This window comes from Candidatus Liberimonas magnetica (assembly GCA_020523885.1).
GTDB classification, from domain to species: domain Bacteria; phylum Elusimicrobiota; class Endomicrobiia; order Endomicrobiales; family JAFGIL01; genus Liberimonas; species Liberimonas magnetica.
Genome location: JAJAPY010000006.1, coordinates 139,136 through 160,516 on the forward strand (window position 1 = coordinate 139,136; position 21,381 = coordinate 160,516).

22 protein-coding genes are annotated in these 21,381 nt (G+C 43.4%); all 22 read right to left on the bottom strand.

Going from position 1 to position 21,381, the window contains the following annotated elements; genetic code table 11:
- Positions 1-5: 5 nt before the first annotated feature.
- The 22 genes from LHV68_06625 to msrB all read right to left on the bottom strand — a co-directional run bounded on the left by LHV68_06625 (position 6) and on the right by msrB (position 21,354).
- On the bottom strand, positions 6-245 hold the full coding sequence (locus LHV68_06625; GenBank protein ID MCB4791547.1) for a hypothetical protein: 240 nt from the start codon (positions 243-245) through the stop codon (positions 6-8).
- Positions 202-975, bottom strand: a complete 774-nt coding sequence (locus LHV68_06630; protein MCB4791548.1) for a response regulator — start codon at positions 973-975, stop codon at positions 202-204. The genes LHV68_06625 and LHV68_06630 overlap by 44 nt, the downstream gene beginning before the upstream one ends.
- A 13-nt stretch (positions 976-988) precedes the next feature.
- Positions 989-2,110 carry an alkene reductase gene (locus LHV68_06635; protein ID MCB4791549.1) on the bottom strand — a complete coding sequence of 374 codons (1,122 nt, stop codon included), beginning with the start codon at positions 2,108-2,110 and terminating at the stop codon, positions 989-991.
- Between the two features lie 129 nt (positions 2,111-2,239).
- Positions 2,240-2,458 carry a hypothetical protein gene (locus tag LHV68_06640; protein ID MCB4791550.1) on the bottom strand — a complete coding sequence of 73 codons (219 nt, stop codon included), beginning with the start codon at positions 2,456-2,458 and terminating at the stop codon, positions 2,240-2,242.
- Positions 2,459-2,574: 116 nt separating this feature from the next.
- Positions 2,575-3,063 carry a tetratricopeptide repeat protein gene (locus tag LHV68_06645; GenBank protein ID MCB4791551.1) on the bottom strand — a complete coding sequence of 163 codons (489 nt, stop codon included), beginning with the start codon at positions 3,061-3,063 and terminating at the stop codon, positions 2,575-2,577.
- 9 nt (positions 3,064-3,072) lie between these two features.
- Positions 3,073-3,513 carry a hypothetical protein gene (locus LHV68_06650; protein ID MCB4791552.1) on the bottom strand — a complete coding sequence of 147 codons (441 nt, stop codon included), beginning with the start codon at positions 3,511-3,513 and terminating at the stop codon, positions 3,073-3,075.
- Between the two features lie 236 nt (positions 3,514-3,749).
- The gene (locus tag LHV68_06655) at positions 3,750-4,160 is read right to left on the bottom strand and encodes a rhodanese-like domain-containing protein (GenBank protein ID MCB4791553.1); all 411 of its coding nucleotides are present in this window, start codon (positions 4,158-4,160) and stop codon (positions 3,750-3,752) included.
- 35 nt (positions 4,161-4,195) lie between these two features.
- Complete coding sequence (locus LHV68_06660; protein ID MCB4791554.1) at positions 4,196-7,435, bottom strand: CusA/CzcA family heavy metal efflux RND transporter; 3,240 nt, start codon at positions 7,433-7,435, stop codon at positions 4,196-4,198.
- Positions 7,436-7,524: 89 nt separating this feature from the next.
- Positions 7,525-8,781 (bottom strand): efflux RND transporter periplasmic adaptor subunit, encoded by a 1,257-nt coding sequence (locus LHV68_06665; protein MCB4791555.1) that lies wholly within the window; start codon positions 8,779-8,781, stop codon positions 7,525-7,527.
- Positions 8,782-8,990: 209 nt separating this feature from the next.
- A complete protein-coding gene (locus LHV68_06670; GenBank protein MCB4791556.1) occupies positions 8,991-10,292 on the bottom strand; it encodes a TolC family protein in 1,302 nt (433 codons plus the stop codon).
- A gap of 22 nt (positions 10,293-10,314) precedes the next feature.
- A complete protein-coding gene (locus tag LHV68_06675) occupies positions 10,315-10,587 on the bottom strand; it encodes a hypothetical protein (GenBank protein ID MCB4791557.1) in 273 nt (90 codons plus the stop codon).
- Positions 10,588-10,685: 98 nt separating this feature from the next.
- A complete protein-coding gene (locus LHV68_06680) occupies positions 10,686-11,225 on the bottom strand; it encodes an SRPBCC domain-containing protein (protein MCB4791558.1) in 540 nt (179 codons plus the stop codon).
- Positions 11,226-11,381: 156 nt separating this feature from the next.
- Positions 11,382-11,900: a type 1 glutamine amidotransferase gene (locus LHV68_06685; GenBank protein ID MCB4791559.1), complete on the bottom strand. Its 519-nt coding sequence runs from the start codon at positions 11,898-11,900 to the stop codon at positions 11,382-11,384.
- A 39-nt stretch (positions 11,901-11,939) separates the two neighbouring features.
- Positions 11,940-14,411, bottom strand: coding sequence for a DNA ligase D (gene ligD / locus LHV68_06690; GenBank protein MCB4791560.1), 2,472 nt, complete (start codon positions 14,409-14,411; stop codon positions 11,940-11,942).
- 10 nt (positions 14,412-14,421) lie between these two features.
- Positions 14,422-15,186, bottom strand: a complete 765-nt coding sequence (locus LHV68_06695) for a Ku protein (protein MCB4791561.1) — start codon at positions 15,184-15,186, stop codon at positions 14,422-14,424.
- A gap of 118 nt (positions 15,187-15,304) precedes the next feature.
- Complete coding sequence (locus tag LHV68_06700) at positions 15,305-16,720, bottom strand: FAD-dependent oxidoreductase (protein MCB4791562.1); 1,416 nt, start codon at positions 16,718-16,720, stop codon at positions 15,305-15,307.
- Complete coding sequence (locus tag LHV68_06705) at positions 16,720-17,436, bottom strand: TVP38/TMEM64 family protein (protein MCB4791563.1); 717 nt, start codon at positions 17,434-17,436, stop codon at positions 16,720-16,722. Before LHV68_06705 ends, LHV68_06700 begins: the two co-directional genes overlap by 1 nt.
- Before the next feature lie 4 nt (positions 17,437-17,440).
- Positions 17,441-17,902, bottom strand: a complete 462-nt coding sequence (locus tag LHV68_06710; protein MCB4791564.1) for a hypothetical protein — start codon at positions 17,900-17,902, stop codon at positions 17,441-17,443.
- The gene (locus LHV68_06715; GenBank protein MCB4791565.1) at positions 17,899-18,954 is read right to left on the bottom strand and encodes a radical SAM protein; all 1,056 of its coding nucleotides are present in this window, start codon (positions 18,952-18,954) and stop codon (positions 17,899-17,901) included. Before LHV68_06715 ends, LHV68_06710 begins: the two co-directional genes overlap by 4 nt.
- A gap of 64 nt (positions 18,955-19,018) precedes the next feature.
- Positions 19,019-19,633 (bottom strand): TIGR04282 family arsenosugar biosynthesis glycosyltransferase, encoded by a 615-nt coding sequence (locus LHV68_06720; protein ID MCB4791566.1) that lies wholly within the window; start codon positions 19,631-19,633, stop codon positions 19,019-19,021.
- On the bottom strand, positions 19,623-20,321 hold the full coding sequence (locus LHV68_06725) for a TIGR04283 family arsenosugar biosynthesis glycosyltransferase (GenBank protein MCB4791567.1): 699 nt from the start codon (positions 20,319-20,321) through the stop codon (positions 19,623-19,625). Before LHV68_06725 ends, LHV68_06720 begins: the two co-directional genes overlap by 11 nt.
- A gap of 61 nt (positions 20,322-20,382) precedes the next feature.
- A complete protein-coding gene (gene msrB / locus LHV68_06730; GenBank protein MCB4791568.1) occupies positions 20,383-21,354 on the bottom strand; it encodes a peptide-methionine (R)-S-oxide reductase MsrB in 972 nt (323 codons plus the stop codon).
- Between the last annotated feature and the right edge of the window lie 27 nt (positions 21,355-21,381).

Sequence of the window (21,381 nt, forward strand, 5' to 3'; positions counted from 1 at the left end):
GGGGTTTAAATCTTGCAGGTTTTGTAGTTCAGCAGGTCATTAATGGCGCGGTTGGTTTTTTCGATTTTGTTTTCAATCTGCGTTATATGTTTTATTAAAGTGGGGTCATTGCAGCGTTTTGCTATATTATAGCTTGCAAGCTGAATCACATTAAGATGGTTGCGCAGTTCATGCACGGTTTTAGCGGTGTACGGGTCAATTTCAGCGGTTTGCCTTTTTCTTTGGCTTTTCATTTTTTCTTTCATTTTTTTTCTTTCCTTTTATTTGCGGCGTTTTTTTCTGGCGGAATTCGCTCGGCGTACATTTGGCCGCCATTTTAAAGGTCTTTATAAATGACCCTGTGTTTTCATAACCGAGTTTATAGGCTATCTCATCAACATTGTATTCTGAATTTTCAAGCCACTCTTTTGCCTTTTCTATCTTATTGTTGATCCTGTACTCATTGAAACCTATATTAAGGACATCTTTAAAAAGCCTGCTTAAGTATTTCGGGCTTACAGCTATCGCGCTTGCGGCATCGCTCAGGCAGACTTTTTTGTCGAAATTCTTTTCAAGAAAACGCCTTACCCTTTCAACCTTGGATTTTTTACCGCCGCCCGGGATACAGTTTTCTCCAAGGCGCGACAACAGGAAACTTTCCACCATTTGTAGTTTGTTCTTATCGAAAGGCTTTTCAATAAAATCATCCACTTTCCCGCGGAGCGCTTCTACCGCCACATTCACAGAAGCGGAACCAGTCAGGATAATTATACCCGCACCGGGCGCTACCTTCTTAATAGTAGCAACAACCTCTGTCCCGCGTTTGCCGGGCATCATAACGTCAAGGAGCACAAGGTCTATCTCATGAGGTTTTTTAAGGATATCTAAAGCTTCCTGGGTGTTTGAAGCCTCGATTATATTGTAATCGCAAAAATAATCTTTCAGCTCTTCCCTGAACTCCTGCTCGTCATCTACGATTAGAATAGTATAAGACAAATTTATTCTCCCTTTACCTAACTAAAGTTTGGTCGCGCCTATAAACCTTGTTCAATATATTTTCCATAGACAGAGGATAGTCCGTATATCCCTTTTCCTCGCCTGTATAGTAAGTTTCCGGGTCAGGGGTATTTAAATCTAACTTGTTTTTGAACCTGAACGGGAGATCAGGATTTGCAAGAAAAAGCTGCCCGAAAGAGACCATGTCACAAGCTTCTTTTTTGATAGCCACATTCGCAGTTTCCAGGCTGTATCCGCCGTTTAAAATTAAGGCTCCGGTAAAAACCTTTCTAATTTTAGGCGCTATTCTTCTTTCATCCGGAACTCTGGGCGTTCTTCCTCCGAGGGATTCGATTAAATGGATGTAGCCGATCCCAAGAGAATTTAATTCTTTTGAAAGATAAGTGAACGTCCTTGCCGGGTTTGAATCCGACATCGAACGTAATATATTATGAGGGGATACCCTGTACCCTACCCGGCCTGCGCCCCATACTCCAGCTACGGCCTCGGCGACTTCAAGAGGCAGGCGTGCGCGGTTCATAAGATTCCCCCCGTATTTATCTGTCCTTGTGTTTGAGCCGTCCCTTAAGAACTCATCCAAGAGATAACCATTTGCCCCGTGTATCTCAACGCCGTCAAAACCCGCTTCTTTTGCGTTCTCTGCGCCTTTTTTAAACTGTTCTATAATAGCCGGTATTTCGTCCGTTTCAAGGGCTCTCGGTACCCCTAATTTCTTTCGGCCTAAAGGCGTTAATATCTCCCCGTCAACATCAAGGGCCGAGGGAGCCACGGGCAGTTCACCGTTGTGAAAATCGGGATGAGAAACGCGGCCGACATGCCACAGTTGCAGGAATATCCTGCCGCCTTCCCTGTGGACAGCTTCCGTCACTTTTTTCCAGCCGGCCACCTGTTCTTTTGAGTATATGCCCGGCGTGCGGATATACCCTTTGCCCTGCGGGCTTACCTGCGAACCCTCGCTGATTATGAGGCCGGCAGAAGCTCTTTCCGCATAATATACCTCTGCCAGGGGGTTAGGCACGTCTCCTTCAACGGCACGCGAGCGCGTCATAGGCGCCATAGCCATCCGGTTTAAAAGCTCAATATCCCCCAGAACAAATTTAGAAAATATATCCATAGTTTATTATTTCATATTTAATTATTATATACTATTGCTTAATTCCCATTTTTGCTGATTTAAACTCCCTCATATTTGCCGCGTCCCGCCCTGGCGGGACTTACCCCTGAACCTGCTGAATGGGTTTGTTCACGCGCCAGTGTGTCTAATTAAACTGGTTATGCTTGAAATGCTGCTTTCTTTAAGAAAGGCACCCAGGGGAAATCCCTGTTTTCCTTCCAGGTTTTTTGGCTCTGTAAAAACCCTGAACACGCTGTCTCTTGAAGCGTTTATCACCCGCACTAGAACATTGACGTTTCCCGCAGCCCTGTTTTCTTCTGACACTTTAGTTCTTCCGCATATTGGCATTTTCTTCCTCCTCCGGCTGGATTCCCGCTAAAACCCTGCGGGAATGACAACCTTTTTAACTTTCATATTTTTCATCTAATTTTTGGCAGTATCCTGTTTTTACGTTGATACTGCGCTCATTTCAAGCTGGCAGCAGCCTCTTTAAAAGCTTTAATAAGGTCATTGTATTCCTCTTCTGCTTCTATACCGTAACTTTTGAGCGTTTCTATCTCTTTTAAAGTTGCCTGAATATAAGCTTCACCCATATATTCCCGCGCCTGTGGAAATTTCGGCCTGATTTTAAGCGCTTTCCAGTAATCGTCTATGGCTTCGTTTATCATTCCGAGTTTACGTTCGCTGTGCGCAAGCATGTTCAGTATGTCCGGGTTTTTCTTGTCTTTTTTAAGCGCCTGTTTAAAATAATCAAATGCTGTTTCATTATCGCCAGCCTTATCTGCGGCTACTCCTTTGTCATACAATGACATTGCTGTTTCCGGAGCATCTCTTTTCTCTTCTATTGGCCAGTTTGAAGACGGGCCTGAGCCTGCGCTCATCAGCATTACCGTAGCGTCAAAAAGAAGCAGTACTGTTACAATTACAAGGCTGATACTTTTTCTTGTATTCATTTATGCCCCCTATTCATATTCATTTTCATCCACGCCGTAGCTTTTTAATGCTTTTATCTCTTTTATGGTCGCGATAGTATAACTGGCTGTATATTCGTCAACTTCAGGGAACCGATGCTTAAGTATAATTGCTTTCCAAAAATCATCTACGGCCTCATTCAACATACCGAGTTTCCGTTCGCTGTGAGCTAGCATATTAATTATCCGGGTGTTTTCATCATCTTTCATCAATGCTTTTTTGAAATAATAAAGCGCTCTTTTGCTGTCTCCTGCTTTATCAGCAACCATTCCCTTCTCATATAACGACATAGCGGTTTCAAAAACCACGTTCGATTTTTTTGCTGACATATTTGATGATGTGGCTGAAGTTACGCTAAAAACCGTTACAACCGATTTAGAAAGAAGAAGTAGTGCTACAATTAAAATCGTTATTTTTTCTTTTGTGTTCATTTTATTATTTTATTTAAATTTGAAATTTGCTCCCAGGTTCCTTAAACTGGTTTGGCTGCACTATAATCCTACAAAAGATGCTTGAGCTAAGCAATCGGAGAATTCTTGTTTTTCCTGACTTTTTTCTATTTAGGCTTTGTGTAATTTACGAAGGAAGCTTAAGGAAGGATATTTCTTAATTTGCAGCTAGGACAAGGATTTGGCTTATATTTTAGTGCGTCTAAATCAGCTATGATTTACTTTTCCAAAGGATAATTATTTCTTTGCCAATCTATAATGCCGTTTTTTAGATCTATAACATATTTAAATCCGAGCTTTTTCATCATATTTAAAGCTTGAGAAGACCTATTCCCTGAGCGGCAGTAAACTAAATATTTCTTTGTTTTATCCAGGCTATCAAGCTTTGTTCTAAAATCATCCGCGTAAAAATCAATGTTCCTGGAGCCTTTGAGATGTCCGCTTTCATACTCTTGAGGGGTCCTTATATCAAGGATAACTGTATTCTTGCTGTTTTTTTCTATCTCGGCTTTGAATTCTTTAGCAGAAATAGACTTATAACTTGCCTGAGCCGCCAAGCCAGGGCAACTTAAAAAAGCTATAACCGCTGTCATAGTTACCAACATAAACTTGATTTTTTTTAATTTCATCTGAACCTCCTTTATCCAGCCTTGGATTGAAAACCTTATTTATGTTTTATTTCTTTTTTCTTCCAGATGAAGTATACGGCAGGGTAAACCAGTAGTTCCATCAAAAACGATGTAAATATGCCGCCTACCATCGGTGCGGCTATTCGTTTCATGACGTCAGCACCTATCTCGTGCGACTGCGCCCACATTATGGGAAGAAGGCCCATGAAAAGAACCATCGCGGTCATCATTTTTGGCCTTATTCTTTTTACAGCCCCGTGGTGCACGGCTGCTTTCAGGTCTTCAACGGTTTTTAACAGGCCTTTCTTTTTCATTTCATTATGCGACAGGTCAAGGTATAAAAGCATGAATATCCCGGTTTCGGCGTCCACGCCAAGCAAGGCGATTATACCTGACCACACTCCGATGGAAAGGTTATAGCCTAAAAGAACGAGTATCCATACCGCGCCTATTAAAGAAAACGGCACAGCAAGAAGTATTATGAACGTCTTTGTATAGGACCTGGTGCTTAAATACAAAAGTAGGAATATTATAAAAAGAGTAAGAGGAACCACAACTTTCATTCGCTCTTTAACCCTTTCCATGTACTCGTACTGTCCGCTGAACTCAATGGAATAGCCTGAAGGAAGCGAAACTTCTTTATATATCATAGCCTTGGTCTCGTCCACATAGCTGCCGAGGTCTCTGCCTGTAACGTCAACGTAAACGTACCCCGTCAGCCTGCCGTTCTCATCCCTTATCATGCCCGGGCCTGACTCTATTTTAAGCTCGGCAAGTTGTGACAGGGGTATCTGAGCCCCTTGCGGGGTCGGAATGAACATCCTGTTTATCTTTTCTATATCGTTCCTGAGCTCTCTTGGGTAGCGGACATTTACCGGGAACCTTTCCCTGCCTTCAACGGTCTGGGTAACGTTTTCCCCGCCTATAGCCGCTATAATGTTCGTTCCTACCTCTTCCACCGAAAGCCCGTACCTTGCTATCGCTTCCCTGTTAAGGTTAAAGTTAATAAAGTAGCCGCCGCTGGTTCGTTCAGCGAATGCGCTCCTTGTCCCTTTTACCATAGACAAGTGAGATTCAATTTCTTTGCCTATTTTTTCTATGGTTGCAAGGTCATCGCCGTATATTTTTATGCCTATCGGGGTCCTTAAGCCTGTGGTAAGCATGTCTATCCTTCCTTTTATCGGCATAGTCCAGGCGTTTACGACCCCGGGGAGTTTAAGCTTCTCGTCCATTTCGGAGATAAGCTCTTCCCAGCTTATCGTATCCGGCCATATAAACCTGAAAGGAAACTCCATAAAACCCGGCAAAAAACTGTACCATCTGTCCTTATGCCGCCACTCGTTCTGCGGTTTTAGAAGCACTGTAGTTTCCATCATTGAAAGCGGGGCAGGGTCAGTGGAAGTATCCGCCCTGCCTGCTTTTCCAAAGACACTCGTAACTTCCGGGAATGATTTAAGAAGCTTGTCCTGGGCTGCAAGAAGTTCTTCCGCCTGGGCTATCGATATTCCGGGCAGAGTAGTAGGCATATAAAGAATAGAGCCTTCGTTAAGAGGCGGCATGAACTCTTTTCCAAGCATAAAAAAAGCCGGCAGCGTAAGTATAAAAGCAATAACCGCGCCAGCTATAACTTTATACGGATGCCTTAGCACTGCGTCAACTATAGGCCCGTAAACTTTAAAAAGGAACCTTGATATCGGGTGCTGTTCTTCCGAATGAACTTTTCCTACAAGAAGCGTATTGGTTATTGACGCAAGCCATACAGGTTTAAAATCATAATTCTTAAGCCGCGTAAAGAGCATCCTTATCGCAGGGTCAAGGGTTATCGCAAGGATAGCTGCAAAAAACATCGCAAAGTTCTTGGTGAAAGCAAGCGGTTTAAAAAGCCTTCCTTCTATGCCTTCAAGAGAAAAAATAGGTATAAAAGCAACGGCTATTACTATAAGCGAAAAAAACGACGGCCTTGCAACTTCCTTTATCGCATTTAATAAGACCGTATGATAATCGCCTTTCCTTCCTTCTTCCTGCCAGCGGGCGAGTTCCTTGTGAGCGTTTTCCACAACTACTATCGCAGCATCAACCATGGCACCTATGGCAATGGCTATGCCGCCAAGAGACATCACGTTCGAGGTAAGTTTCATATAATGCATGGGGATAAAAGCAAACAGTACCGCAATCGGGAGCGTAATTATGGGTATTACAGCTGATGGAAAGTGCAGAAGGAATATCAGGATTATCAAAGAAACAACGAGCATTTCTTCGGTAAGTTTTTTCTTCAATGTATCGACAGCCCTGTTTATAAGCTCCGAGCGGTCGTAAACAGGAACTACCTTTACGCCTTCAGGAAGCTGTATCTGGGACAGCCTTTCTTTTATAAGCTTTATCGTATTAAGCGCGTTTTCGCTGTGGCGCATCACTACTATGCCGCCCACAACTTCGCCTCTTCCGTCAAGCTCGGTAACTCCCCTTCTTATTTCAGGGCCTATCTCGACTTTCGCGACATTTTTTATTTTAACCGGAACACCGTTAGAAACTTTTAAAACCGCCTCTTCTATGTCTTCTTTCTTAGTAATATAGCCTTTTACTGTAAGCATGTACTCAGTGCCGGAAAACTCTATCAGCCTTGCTCCGGTCTCCTGGTTAGAGCTTTTAACAGCGCTTACCACGCTTGAAAGTGGTATCTTGTACTGAAGCAATGCGTTGGGGTCAACGATAACCTGGTACTGTTTTACATACCCGCCGATGGACGCGACCTCAGAAACGCCTTTTACGGACTGAATAGCATATTTCAGGTGCCAGTCCTGGAAAGTCCTCAACTCTTCAAGAGAATGTTTGCCGGACTCGTCAACAAGGGCATACTGGTATATCCAGCCAACTCCGGTGGCGTCCGGCCCCATCTCAACTGTGGCTTCCTTCGGCAAAGCCTGCGTGACCTTGGAAAGGTATTCAAGCACGCGTGAGCGCGCCCAGTAGATATCTGTCCCGTCTTCAAATATAACGTAAACATAAGAAAACCCGTAATCGGAAAAAGCCCTGATATCGCGGACCTTGGGCGCGCCAAGAAGAGCTGAAACAATAGGGTATGCCACCTGGTTTTCAATCACCTGCGGCGGCTTGTCCCACTTGGTATAAATTATCACCTGTGTATCTGACAGGTCAGGTATCGCGTCAAGCGGTATATTCTTGATAGACCACACTGACCACGCTATCATAAAGATAACGCCGATGAACACAAACACCTTATTCTTAGCCGACCAGTCAATAATTTTTTCTATCAAGTTAAACTCCATAAAACCTTGTCATGAGTCGTGGGTAGTGTGTATTGAGTCACTGACCCAAGACTCATGACCCAGGACACAAGACATTTTTAATGTTTATGTTCCATTCCTTCATTGGCGTTGCTCTGGTTACTATTGCCTCTTAGCTGGGACTCGGAATCGAGCATGAAGTTGCCGTTTGTTACTACCAGGTCGCCGGATTTAAGGCCTTGTTTTATCTCTATGGAATCGTCGCCGGTAAAACCTGTCGCTACGTCGCGCGGCTCGTATTCTCCGTTTCCGAAATCTATGTATACTACTTTTCGCAGGCCAGTGTTTATCACGGCTGATTTAGGGACTCCAAGCGCACCGCCTTTAGAGGTCTTTATTTCAATATTTACGAACATCTCAAGTTTAAGGAGGTTTCCGGTATTGTCTATAATTATCCTTGCTTTAGCTGACCTCGTCTCTGAATTAAGCGCAGGTTCTACAAACATTACTTTTCCGTGGAACCTGGTTGAAGGGTAGGAATCGCTCAGTGCCACTATATCTTTCCCGGGCTTTACCGCTTCAAGGTCGTTTTCGTAAACATCCGCGAATATCCAGGCTTTATCGCCGGGATAAAGGAGCGATTTGTCGGGCTGGCCCAGCGTTTCAAGGATTTTAATGTCGCTCTCAGTATAGCCAAGCAGGGTAAGCCGGAACTTTGCAGCATCAAGTATATCGTTCTGGCTGTTCGCCTGCCGGTTCTTGAAGGTTAAAACATATTCCTGCTGGGCAAGGTAAAGGTCGTTGTCATAAGCTACTCTTGCAGGAAGGCTCACGGTCTTATTTATCTGCCTGTAGCGTGCAGGCTCGCTTTTAAGGCCAAGCAGTTTCCCGGTATTCTCGCCGACAGTTATCCTGTCGCCTTCTTTTTTGTAAACAGGGACCAAATCCATGTTGCATACGGGGCATTGCCCCTTTTCTTTATCCTTTACCTGCGGATGCATAGGGCATGTCCAGTATGATATTTCTTTTTGGGCCCCTGCAGCTTTCGATTCTGTGCCAGCCTTCATGTCATCATGGCCTTCATGGGTTACCATAATGCCGAGCTTTTTTTCAAAATCTGTCGAACAGTCAGGGCAACATAGAAAATATGTTTTGCCCTTGTAATCTATCGCCATTGTTTCTTTTTTAATATTGAAGACATTGCTTGTTACAGGACATATTGCCTGCAACCCTATTTCCGATGTTTTGACAGGGCGCACTTTGTATCCTGAACCGTCCGCTCCGGGTGTGTTTGTCTTTTTTGAACAGGAAGCAAAAAATATTATTGGTAAAATTCCCATCGCTATCAAAACCAAAATTACTACTTTAGCTTTCATTTTGAGCTCCTATCGGAATATTGTCATATGTCATTGCTTAAAAACCTTGTTGTGAGTCATGTGTCATGAGTTGTGAGCCACAAACTCAAGACGCAAGACCCACGACTCACGACTCATGACTCACGACTCATGACTCACGACTCATGACCCAAGACGATTTTATTTCTTTTCCGACCCACGACTCACGACTCATGACCCAAGACAAGACTTTAAAATTCTTTGCCTGCTATGGCTTCAAGGTTTGCAAGGTTTTCCTGGTATTGAACCTGTAACTTATAGTAATCAAGTTTAACCTCAAGGTAAGACCTTGAAATATCAAGGAATTCAATAAAGCTGACATCCTTCGTGCTTGCCTGGGTCTGCGCAACGCTGAGCATCTGTTCGGATTTAGGGATAATGCTGTCTTTATACCGTTCAAGAAGGCGCCTGTCTGTTTCAAGCTTTGAAAACAACTCTTTTGCTTTTGATAGAGCAGTTAATTCAATGTTTCTTTTATCTGCCTGCGCTGCATCATAATTGTAACCGCTTTGTTTTACTTGAGAGCTCTGCTGCCAAAACCATAACGGGAGGGTAAACCCCAGCATCAAATCGCTTCCGTTGGGTTTATCATTCAGGGTTTTCTTCCTGTATAAAACGTCAAAGTCCGGCAGGTAATCAAGTTTCGCAAGCTCGTTTAAAGCTGTTTCTTTTGAAACAGCGGAGCCGGCTTTTCCGATTTCAGGGTTATTTAATCGCACCAGCGATTTTACTTCAGCCCAGGATTTTTGAAGGTAACCTGTTGGCGGTTCGGCAGGGTTTTCAACTGTTTCATCTGAATCTTTGTTTATTATACTGTTTATTTGCGACCTTACGGTTTGCTTTTCCTGTTCCAGGGTTATGGTTAAATTTAAGATTTTTTCGCTTTCCACCTCAGCGCGCAGCGCTTCGGCCTGGGAGGCTTTCCCTGTAATATATTTAGACTGGGATATTTTGCTGAAATTCTTCATTATCTCCGCTATCTGGAGGTATGTTTCCATGGATTTGTTTATGTACCAATACCGCCAATAAGCAGCTTTTAGGCCTGCGATTATTTTTAATTCTGCGTTAAGATATTCCCATTTTAAGGCTTCGGCTTCATTGGACGCGGCCTCGCTTTTCAATGAAAGTTTACCGGGAAAAGGTATTAGCTGCGCTATGCCGTACATCTTTTCTTCGGCTTTGTTAAGTTCAAATTTACCTTCGGGAATAGACCACCATTCAAGCGTGAGCTTTGGTTTTTCCCAGGTTTTCTCCGCAAAAGATGCTTGAACAGCTGCCTCGGCCTTTGCCCGTGCGGCTGTAATTTCAGGGTTATTATCTTTAGCTGTTTTGATAAGCGTTTCAAGCGGCACGGCATCGGCGGCAGGCAGCGGTGCTGCAGAAAGGAAAAGAGCAATGGCTATTAAAAAGTGTATTGCAACCTTTTTGAGGCCCATAGGATGGTATTTTACATAATTACAGGTGCTTGTGTCCAATTGGCATGCCCGTTTCATTTTTGCCTAAAAACCTGAAATACTATTGCTGCTTATTTTCAAGGTTCATCCCGCATTCCTGGCATTGTCCGGGTTTGTCCGAGCGCGCTTCCGGATGCATGGGGCAGACATAATTCATCTCAGGCTTCTTCATTTTTTTTGATGTTTTTATTTTCTTCTTTATTTTTTCATTCTGCGCCGCTTTAGATCCGGCTTTACTGCTGCTTTCAGCAGCAAAGCAGTTCCATGTAAAAACAGGGTTTTTTAAAACCACCGGCAAACAAAAGATTAAAACTAAAACTATTATTTTTTTCATAGCGCCTCCTCCTTTTGGGCCAAACTTTTTTATACGCTTTTTTCTTCAACTTCACTGGATTCCCGCTAACTTCATGCGGGAATGACACCCCTTTTTTTTCATATTTTTTCATCTAGTTTTGACACTAATTTTCCTTCCGTTTCATTTTTTATCCTGCTTAATTCCCCGGCCAGTTTGTCAAAGGACTGGTTCCACCCTTCCTTGGCAAGCTTTAACATTTCTCCTTTAGGCATACCGGCATGCTCAAGAACCATATTTGTTTTGCCTTCTACCTCTTCAAATGCCACTGTAATCTGCAATTCTAACGGAAAGCCCTCTCCCAGGCCGTAGTGGGAGGCAGGGACAACGTTGCCTTTTTCATCCGCAAAAGAATCAGTCATAACAAGCCGCTCCGGCTTTATAATCTCCTTATACACCCCGGTACTCCAGAAATCTTTGCCTTCCGGGCTGCGCATGCAAAAGAGGTATTTGCCCTCGGCGCGCAGGTCTACATTAATGAAAGGAGCTGTAAAATCTTTCGGCCCCCACCATTTTTTTAAGTATTCCGGTTCTGTCCAGGCTTTCCAAACTAACTCACGCGGCGCATCGAAAACATGCACTAGCCTTAATTCTTTTCTGGTTTTAGTTTTAGCAACCATGATCTTCCCTCCTTAATAAATTTCCCGCTTCCTGCGGAAAGTTTACGGATAACTGTTTTAATCTTAGCAATAATTACAAGGTTTGATAATGTGGAGTTTGCCTTTTTGGCTGACTTTTATCTACCAGCAGCATGCAGTTTGCATTTATTTTCTTTATCAGTGATTTTTAATTTTTAAAAATTTTAATATTTCTTTCAAAAAATAAGGCAGGTCGTAGGGGTTTCTTGAAGTGATAAGGTTATTGTCTACTACTACCTCCTTATTAATAAACTCTGCCCCGGCATTTACCATATCGTCTTTTATAGCAAAGAATCCAGTTGCTTTTTTTCCTTTAAGCACGCCTGAGGATACAAGCACCCAGCCGCCGTGGCAGATAGCAGCGGTTAGCTTGCCCTTAGTAAACATATTAGCAACAAATTCATTTACCTCAGCGTACCTCCTCAGGATATCCGGAGCATAACCGCCTGGTATAAGAACACCGCCAAATTCGTTGGGATTAATATGTATTATTGAGCCGTCTACTTTTACAGGATAGCCTTCCTTGCTTTTATATTCTTCTTTTCGCCCTGTTCCTATGAAAACGGCTTCTATATTTTCCTCTTTTAGCCGCAGAAACGGGTACCAAACCTCAAGCGTCTGATAATTGTCCTCAACTAGTATAGCTATTTTGTTCATAAAAACCTCCTACCTATGCTAATTTCGAAACTTCAATTTTTATCCCAGCAATTTTTGCAGTTTATCAAGGGTTTTGGAAAGGTCAAGCATTTGTTTGAACATGCCTTTCCATGGGTCTCCCTTTTTGCCTATCCTGCCAGGAACAGTATGGATATTGAATTCAAGCGGGTTAAGCTTTGTATTGACCTCATCCCAGCCGAGAGGCGTGGAAACAGGAGCTCCTTCTCTTGGACGCAATGAATAGGGCGCTGCCATCGTAGCACCAAAAGTGTTTTGCAAATAATCAAGATATACAAGCCCTTTTCGTTTTTCGGGCACCCGCTCAAGGCTGACTGTTTTCGGTAAACGCCGTTTAACTACCATATTAATAAGGTGAGCGAAATTTTTTGCCTGGTCAAATCCGTAAACAGGCAGGATTGGAATATAGATATGCATGCCTTTTGACCCGGACGTCTTACAAAACCCCGGTGCCCCTATCTGGTCCAGAACCTCTTTAGTAGCAAGGACAGCTTCTACAACTTCAGAAAACGGCACCTCTACAGGGTCAAAATCGAGCACAACGTAATCGGGTTTATCAAGCTTCCCTGCTACGGAGTTCCATACGTTTATTTCGATACATCCCAGGTTTGCAAGAAATATAAGTGTATCTCTTTCCTGGCAGAGAAGGTATGTTATATCCCCGCCTTCCGATACCTTCATTGTTTCTGCCCACTCTGGAGCCAGGCGCTCCATATCTTTTTGAAAAAAATTCTTCCCCGTAATTCCGTTAGGATGGCGGTTAAGAGACTGGGGCCGGCCTTTGAGGTAAGGCAGGATAATATCAGCCAGGCGCCAGTAATATTCTATTACATCCTTTTTAGTCAACCCTTCCTTAGGCCAGAAAACTTTGTCCAGGTTAGTCAAAACTACTTTTGTATCTATGAATTGTTTTTTTGTGCTCAAACCTTCATTTTCCTCGAGGACAACCCTGGACGGATCTTTATCATCGCGCAGGCCCAGGACTATCGGCTGCCTCATCATACCGTCCTTAGTCCATTCTCTGAATTTTACCTCAACTATAAGTTCTGGTTTCACCCAGGTAACCGGCATATTGGTTTTTGGCTTGTGCTCGAACGGGCATAATTTTGTTATAAGGGGTTTTAGTTTGGCATACATTTCCTTCAAGCCTTCTTCATCAAATCCGCCGCCCGCATGCCCGGCAAACTTAAGTTTCCCGTCTTTGTATACGCCAAGCACCAGGGCGCCGAAATATTTCCGTGAAGAACGCCCTTCGGTAAAACCGCAGATAACCGCTTCCTGACGTTTCTGTGTTTTTATCTTAAGCCAATCCCGCGAGCGGGCTCCGGCAAGGTAAGGGCTGTCGAGTTTTTTTGCTATTATGCCTTCTAAACCGTTTTGTTCTGCCGCATGATAAAACCCTGTACCTTTTGTTTCGACATGCCCGCTCAACCGCACCGTTCCGGATACAGGCAGTATCTTTGAAAGTATTTCTTTTCTGCGCACAAGAGGCAGGGCACGCAGGTCGTATGAGCCTAGATAAAGGCAATCAAAAACATAATAAATTATCGTTCCTTTTTGGTTCTTTATATAATCCTGAAGCATCCCGAAATCACTTCGCCCCTCTCTATCAACAGCCACGACCTCTCCGTCAAAAATGGCATTGAACCGCGCTCCTTTAAAAGCCTCGGCTATAGCCGGGAACGTATCGTTATAAACTTTAGCGTTCCTCGAGTACAGGGTTACTTTTTCGTTATCAATTCTTGCTATACACCGGTACCCGTCCCACTTGACCTCAAATGCCCAGCCGCCGCGGTCAAAAGGCGCATCGCTCAGGGTAGCAAGCATAGGCTCGACAAAAGCCGGCATAGGGCTTTTTAACGCTCCCTTAAAATCAATTCCGGTAACCTTTAGCCCGGCGGGTTTATACTGAGGCTCTGGTTTTTCATTAGCTATATCTTCAAGTGTTTTTCCTGAACGCGCCGAAGTGTCGCTAAGGGTTTGCGCTTTTGCGTATTCATCGGCTTTTTTGATTATCAGCCACTGGTTTTCACGGTTTTTTAACCGTATAAGATAAAATTCGCCGTGCAGTTTTTTTCCTTCAAGCCTTATGCTCACGTGGCCTTTACTTAAAGCCCTGGCCAGGCGCCTTTCCATTGCCGGGCGTGAGGAAGGCATGTTAGTGCCGACAGGAGTATAAGTTCCTTCATCCCAGATTATAACCTCGCCTGCCCCATAATTGCCTTTGGGGATACGCCCCTCGAAATCCTTGTACTCGAACGGGTGGTCCTCTACAAGTATAGCAAGGTGTTTCTCGCCCGGATTATTCGTTATCCCTTTCGGCACTGCCCAGCTTTTGAGCACGCCGTGGTGCTCAAGGCGCAGGTCATAATGAAGCCGCGTTGCGCGGTGCTTGTGCACGACAAAACGAAACCCCTCTGTCTTTCGCACTAAAGCGGGAGGTTCCGGGGTTTTTGCAAAATTCCTTTTTTTGCGGTATTCTTTTAATATCATATAGCTCCGGTTATTTAGCTGCTAAACTTTTTTTAAGTTTCTCTAAGATGTCGGAAGCTGCGGTCTCTTGAGGCGTTTCCTTTTCAACATGTATTGTCTTGCCGTGTTTTTTTGTTTCAATGATACGTTTAAGCTGTTCTATGTAATTATCCTTGAACTGTTCAGGCCTGAAATGGCCTTTATGCTTATTAATAAGTTCAAGCGCCAGTTCTTTCTGATTGCGCGGTATATCCGCGTTTTTTGGGAGGTCCAGCCCGGACGTTTTCTTTAAGGTACTGGCAAACCGCATGACTATGAGCATTATCACTTCGTGGTCGGCTTTAAGAAGCGCCAGGTGTTCGCGGTCTTTTAAAACGAACCTGCCGATCCCCACCATTCCGGATTCCTGAAGCGCAGAACGGAAAAGAGCGTAGGCCGCATGAGATCTTTTTTCCGGTTCAAGAAAATAGGGTTTCTCGATATACTTAAAATCCACCTCTCTTTCGTTTACAAACAATTCAATTGCGATTGTGTATGTTTTCTTTACAGCTGCCTTTTGAAAATCCTCTTCTTTAAGCACTACATAATCGCCTTTTTCGTACTCGTACCCGCGCACGATGTCTCCTAAGGGCACTTCCTGGCCGTCCCTGCGGCAGACTTTCTTATACTGGATAGGGCACATGTCGTCTTTCCTGAGATAATGCATCGAATAGGTATCGGTTTTTACAGCTGTCTGTATCTTGATGGGTATGTTGACCAATCCGAAATTTACCAGCCCTGACCATAATGCACGCATAGTTTTTGCCCCTCTTATATGGATTTAGCTGAGCTTGTATATATCTTACCTATGTAGAAAAAATAGACAATTGTTTTTTTGCTATTTCTGCTGTTTTATTTCTACTCATGCAGGGATTTTAAATAAAAAGTTTTTTTACCAGGGTTTTCATCCAGGGTTTGAACGAACCTCTCAGTATTTTGTCGGAAACAAGTTTATATATTTCGGACTCCGTAGGATAGCAGAAGATAAGGCTTCTTAAATCCGCAGGCCTCAGCTTTTTCTTCACTGCAAGAATGCCTAGGCCAATCATTTCGCTGGCTCTTTCCCCAACCAGAGTTACACCTATAATCTTTTTATTTTTTCCTACAATAAGTTTTATAAAACCTGCCTCATCTTTCTCTGTTTTTGCCCTGTCTGTTTCTCCTAAATCCATCATGGCTGAATAGCCAAAAACCCCCAATGACTTTGCCCACGGTTCGGTGTACCCTACATGTGCAACTTCAGGTTTTGTGTAGGCAGCCCAGGGTACACAGGAATAATCTGCTTTTGACGAAAAAGGGAATATTATGTTGCGCACCACAAGCTCTGCCTGGTACCCTGCCATATGCGTAAACTGGTATAGGCCGGTACTGTCTCCACAGGCATAAATATTTTTTATGTTGGTTCTAAGTTTTTCATCGGCTATTATATAGCCTCTGTTATCCGTCATTACACCAGCTTTGTCCAAATTTAAACCATTGTTATCAGCCGCCCTTCCAAGAGCAAGAAGCAGGCCATCTCCTTTTATTTCTTCCTTTACCCCGTCTTTTTCGGTTATGACTGATACCTCCCCGGCCTTACCTCTAACCTCAACAATCTTTGAAGAGAGCTTTAAGGCAATGCCCTCTGAATGCAGCTTTTTTTCCATAAGAGGGGCAACTTCAGGGTCGTCTTTCGGGAATAAATGAGCAAGCTTGTCTATGACCGTAACTTCCGAACCTAAAGACCTGAAACCCTGGCTTAACTCCAAACCTATAGGCCCGCCGCCTAGCACTATAAGATGTTTCGGTAAAACTTCCAACTCAAATATGTTTTTGTTGGTTAGGTAAGGCACGTCTTTTAATCCCGGGGTTTGGGGCACCAGAGGCACTGAACCTGAAGCTATAACGATATATTTGCCTGTGATAGTTTTTTCGCCTGCTTTAACGGTATGTGCGTCGACAAAACTTGCCTGTGCTTTTATTACATCAACACCCAAAGACTCAAACCTTTCTTTTGAATCATGAGGGGCGATAGAACCTATAACTGAGCTTACTCTCGCTATTACAGTTTTTAAATCTGTTTTCACCCCTCCGGTTGCTATGCCGAATTCTTGTGAGTTCTTAATATCGCCTGCAATACGAGCGCACTTTAAAAACGCCTTGCTCGGGACACAGCCGTCATTAAGGCACTCCCCGCCCATTTTATCTTTCTCAATGAGCGCTGTCTTTGCTCCGAAAGCCGCACATCCCGAGGCAACCGAAAGCCCGGCGCTCCCTGCTCCAATAACAATTACATGGTATTCATAACGCATTATTGCAGGCTCCGTTTTAGAATTTGTTTTGCATATTTTGCAGCCGCGCCTATAAAAACCAAAACAACAACAAGAGCGATTATCCGGCCCGGCTCTACTTTTTTGTTTATGATGGTTTCCACTACAGCATCCGAGCCCACAACGTACAGCACAGTACCGGGCAGCATGCACAGCCAGGACCAGGAAATATATGTCTTAAAGGATATTTTTGTCAGGCCAAAACCATAATTTAATAAGGTGTAGGGGAATAACGGAACCAGCCTTGTTACAGCTACGATAATTTCGCCGTGAGTTTTGACAAGTTCATCGAGTTTTTTAAATTTTTTCTGTTTTTGTACCCAGTGTTCGACAAAATCCCGTGCAAAGTATCTGGCGATAAGAAATGACAGCCCGGAGCCCAGAGTTGAGGCAACGCTTACTATCACTATACCCCAAAATGAGCCAAACAACGCTCCTGCAGCGACCGTGAGCGCTGAACCTGGAAACAAGGCAGTGACAGCAAATGCATAAATGAAGATAAATGCAACCGGGCCCATATATCCGAGCGATTTGATCCAGTCCCGGGCCAGTCCTAAGCTGCTTCCCAAGCCAAGGTAGTGTGACAAAAAAATAAACAGGCCTATGAAAAGGAAAAGAATCAATATCTTTTTAAGGGAGTGGCCTAATGTCCGGGAAGAAACTGTTGAATGATTATTTACCTGTGTGTTGTCTTGCATTCTATTACTGCTTCAATAAAATTTCTCTTACTTTTTCAACTATACGTGATGCTATTTTGCCGGCTTTTTCGGTTTTTTGACCGGCCAAGCTTCCCAGGTAATCTTCTCCTACGGCATTAAACAGTACCAGCTTCTTTTGGTTATCTCTATCAAGAAAAACCTTTACACTGCCCAATCTTTTTTTTGATGCTACAAAGTTCAACACAACGATAGCCCCGTATTTTCTTGCCAGCCCGTTCTTAAGGCTCTTTGTGGCCGTTGAAGCAACAACACAGCCTTCTTTTTTTAGAAGCTCTGTTATTTGAAGAATTACGGCATCATCCGGCCTTGCCTTGTTTGAAACTATCAAGACATTTTTGTTTTGCCTGGAACTGGTTTCTTCTGCTATACTCTGCCCGGAAAGCAGAATAAAACAAAATAATATCAGGAACTCCCGAAACAGCGGTTTGCTGTAAATATATCTCATAACGGCCCTGCGCTTAGCCCTGCAGGATAATTAAAGGCTTCATTTATTTTTGGCGGCCTTTGCCTGTAAAAAACAGACGGGCCGGTTAAAACATCCCAGTTTGTTTCCCAGAACAGTTTTCTGCAGTGTTCTACCGTGCCTCCGCGGCCGTTTTCGGTTTTTTCTTTTATGTCCCTTGGGTTTGCTCCTGTTTCCGCCCAGAAGAGGTTAGCGCCTGCCAAAGCTCCCAGGGTGCATGGTTCATGGGTACAATTCCCGGCCGTTTCCCGGGGAATTCCCAATCGGGTCACTGCCACGATCTTGGCCATACGAAGTTCCGAAATCATTCCGTATTTTGCAAGAGAGGAATTAGGGATAGTTATCCTTCTTGCAGCGCCGCTGTATGCCGGAGCGATTGAAGCGGTGTAGAGTATCATCTCTGCCAGTTCCTCATCTGTATGTTCAGGCCCTATGGGTTCAACACAGGTCCCTACTATCAGCCCTGCTTCCTGAAAGTTTCTTATGCTTTCTTTTCTTTTTTCCGGGCTAAGATTTGTATCCCTGCCTTCCCTTAAACGAAGCGCATGATAAACTCCTGCGTAGCCGCAATCCTTTATCTTTATTGCATTTTTCAGGGTTTGATCCCCCACATTAGCTATCAAGACAGTTTCAGATTTCAAGTTTTTTCTTACTTCCCTTGAAACTTCCAGATACTTAGCCAGCGGATAATCCGCTGTAGCCATTACAAAAATAGCATTCGCTCCGTTAGATTCGAACAACTGAGCAGACTTAATTGCGCTTTCAACGCCGATATTGCTATCTTCCTTGAATATCTCATTTGAAGCTGCAAAAGAGCAAAACTGGCAGTTGCATGCACACCGTGATATATTTAGAGCAAACTGTGCATGGACTTCCGCTTTATTGCCGCTCAGGGCTTTTGCTATCCTGTTTGCTTCATGCATTATCGCATAAGACCCAAGGGAATCTTCAGGCAGGCTGAGCATGAAGGCTAACTCTTCTTTAGTAAAACCTTCTTTGTTTGAGGATTTCTTCAGCAAGTCTTTAATATTCATTTTTTCTCCCTTTAGCGGGCGACACCCCCCCCGTTTTGGATTTTTTAAGTCTTTGCCGTGTAAATTATTTATGCTTCCAGTTTTTCAGGTCTTTAATAGTATCTATGTCATTAAGTTGTTTTAGAAGCAAAGGTTTTGTCTTAGAGGTTTTTAATTTAGCCAGAGTTTGTTTTAAGACTTTATCCGTGCCCCATTTTACTTTAGAAAAAACGTTTTTATAAAACCCTTTTTTATTGAACCCTATCAGGTAATACCCGCCGTCAAAAGCAGGGCCTATCACAATATTGTTTATACTCAATTTTTTAAAAGCTTCATTTATGATTGACACGCACAATTCAGGCACATCGCACCCAATTATTACAACTTTCTTATAACCCTTGTTGAAAGCCGCAAGAAAAGCGTTTTTCATCCTCATGCCGATATCCCTGCCCTTCTGCAATAAGTAATCGTACCGGGCTCCAAGCCACTTTACTGTCTTGTCCTTATCTTTACCGGAATAGCAGGCTATTATCACATCATGGCCGGTTTTTTTAGCAGAGCAAATAGTCTTTTTTGCTAAAATCGAATATACCTCCGAGGCCTCTATGCCACCGATATCCTTTGCCAGCCTTGTCTTTACCTTTCCCGTCTCAGGGTATTTGGTGAAAACAACGATACAGTTTTTTAACTTACTTTTCATAGTAGATGTTATAAAGCCTTTGCGGGCTTATCCCCAGGAAGTACAGAAACCTTATCAGGTGATTTTTTATAGTGTTATAAACAATGCCTTCTTTATGCCATTTCCTTGCGGAAGATACAGCTTTGGAATCAAGCACCTTAACTTTACCGCCATTTTTTTTTATCCTTGCCATAAACTCCGCGTCTTCCATTAACGGGATATTTTTGAAGCCGCCGATTTCATAAAAATAGCTTGTTCTAACAAATATCGCCTGGTCTCCGAAAGGAATCTTTGTCAGCTTTGACCTTAAAGACGCCGTAAGTGAAACAAATCTGAGAAACAGGTTTTTTGAATCAAGTTTTAGGCTGAAAGCGCCTGCTATTACCTGTTGGTCTTTTAATGCATCTGTTATCTTGTCAAAAGCATTTTCAGGAAGTTTTGTATCCGCGTGCAGGAATAGAAGCACATCGCCGTCCGCATGAGAGGCAGCTGCGTTCATCTGTGCTGCGCGGCCTTTTTTTGCTGCAATTTTAAGGAGGTTTGGCAAACCGGTATTAATAGAATCAAGGGTTGATAGTTTTGGGTCGCCGTCTGCTATAATAACCTGGAAATTCGTGCTGCGCGCGGTTTGAAAAAGATTGGCTATAAAATCATTTATAGCAGCTTCCTCTTTATAAACCGGCACGATTACGGAAAACTTTATTGGCATATATATTTTCCCGCGATAGATTTAACTGTGAAAAGATATAATCTTTAACTGCGCCTATTTCTTACTTAAAGATTTTCAGGTACTGGCCGTACCCCTGCTTTTCCATTTCGCTTTTCGGGATAAACTTAAGCGCAGCAGAATTCATGCAATAGCGCAGGCCTGCGGGTTGCGGCCCGTCGTCAAAAACATGCCCTAAATGCGAGTTGGCCTTTCTGCTTCTCACTTCTGTCCTTGCAGAAAATAAACTTCTATCTTCTTTCTTAATGATGTTTTCTTCTGCTATAGGCCTTGTAAAACTCGGCCAGCCGGTTTTTGAATCGTATTTGTCCGTTGAGCTGAAAAGCGGCTCTCCTGAAACTATATCCACATAAATGCCTTCTTCGTGGTTATCCCAGTATTCATTTTTAAACGCAGGTTCTGTTCCGTTTTCCTGCGTGACGCTGTATTGTATGGAAGTAAGCTTCTTCTTCAACTCTTCCTTGCTATAATTTGTTTTATCCAAATTATTACTTTTTTTGCTTCCCCATATTTCCTGGAGGTATTTATCGCGGCCGGAGTTATAGCGGTAGTATTTATAGCGAATGGGGTTTTCTCTGTAGTAATCCTGGTGATAATCTTCAGCGCGGTAAAAAACACCGGCTTTTAGAATTTGCGTAACTACCGGTTTACTGTATATTTTTGACCTGCCAAGGTTGTTTTTTGACTTTTCCGCAAGCGTTTTCTGGCCTTCGTTTTCATAAAATATAGCGGATATGTATTGAGGCCCCCTGTCCACAAACTGGCCGCCTGAATCTGTCGGGTCTATTTGCCGCCAGAAAACATCCAAAAGCTGTTCATAAGTAATTAAAGAAGGGTCATAGGTTATTTCTACGGCTTCGATATGGCCTTTCTCTGCGTAATCTTCATAGGTGGGGTTAACCCCTGTTCCGCCCGTATAGCCGGAAACAACTTTGATAACACCGTTGAGTTTTTCAAAAGGCGGCGTCATGCACCAGAAACACCCGCCGGCAAATAGAGCTTTTTCATATTTCATAACAGCCTCCGCAACTGCTGCAGTTAA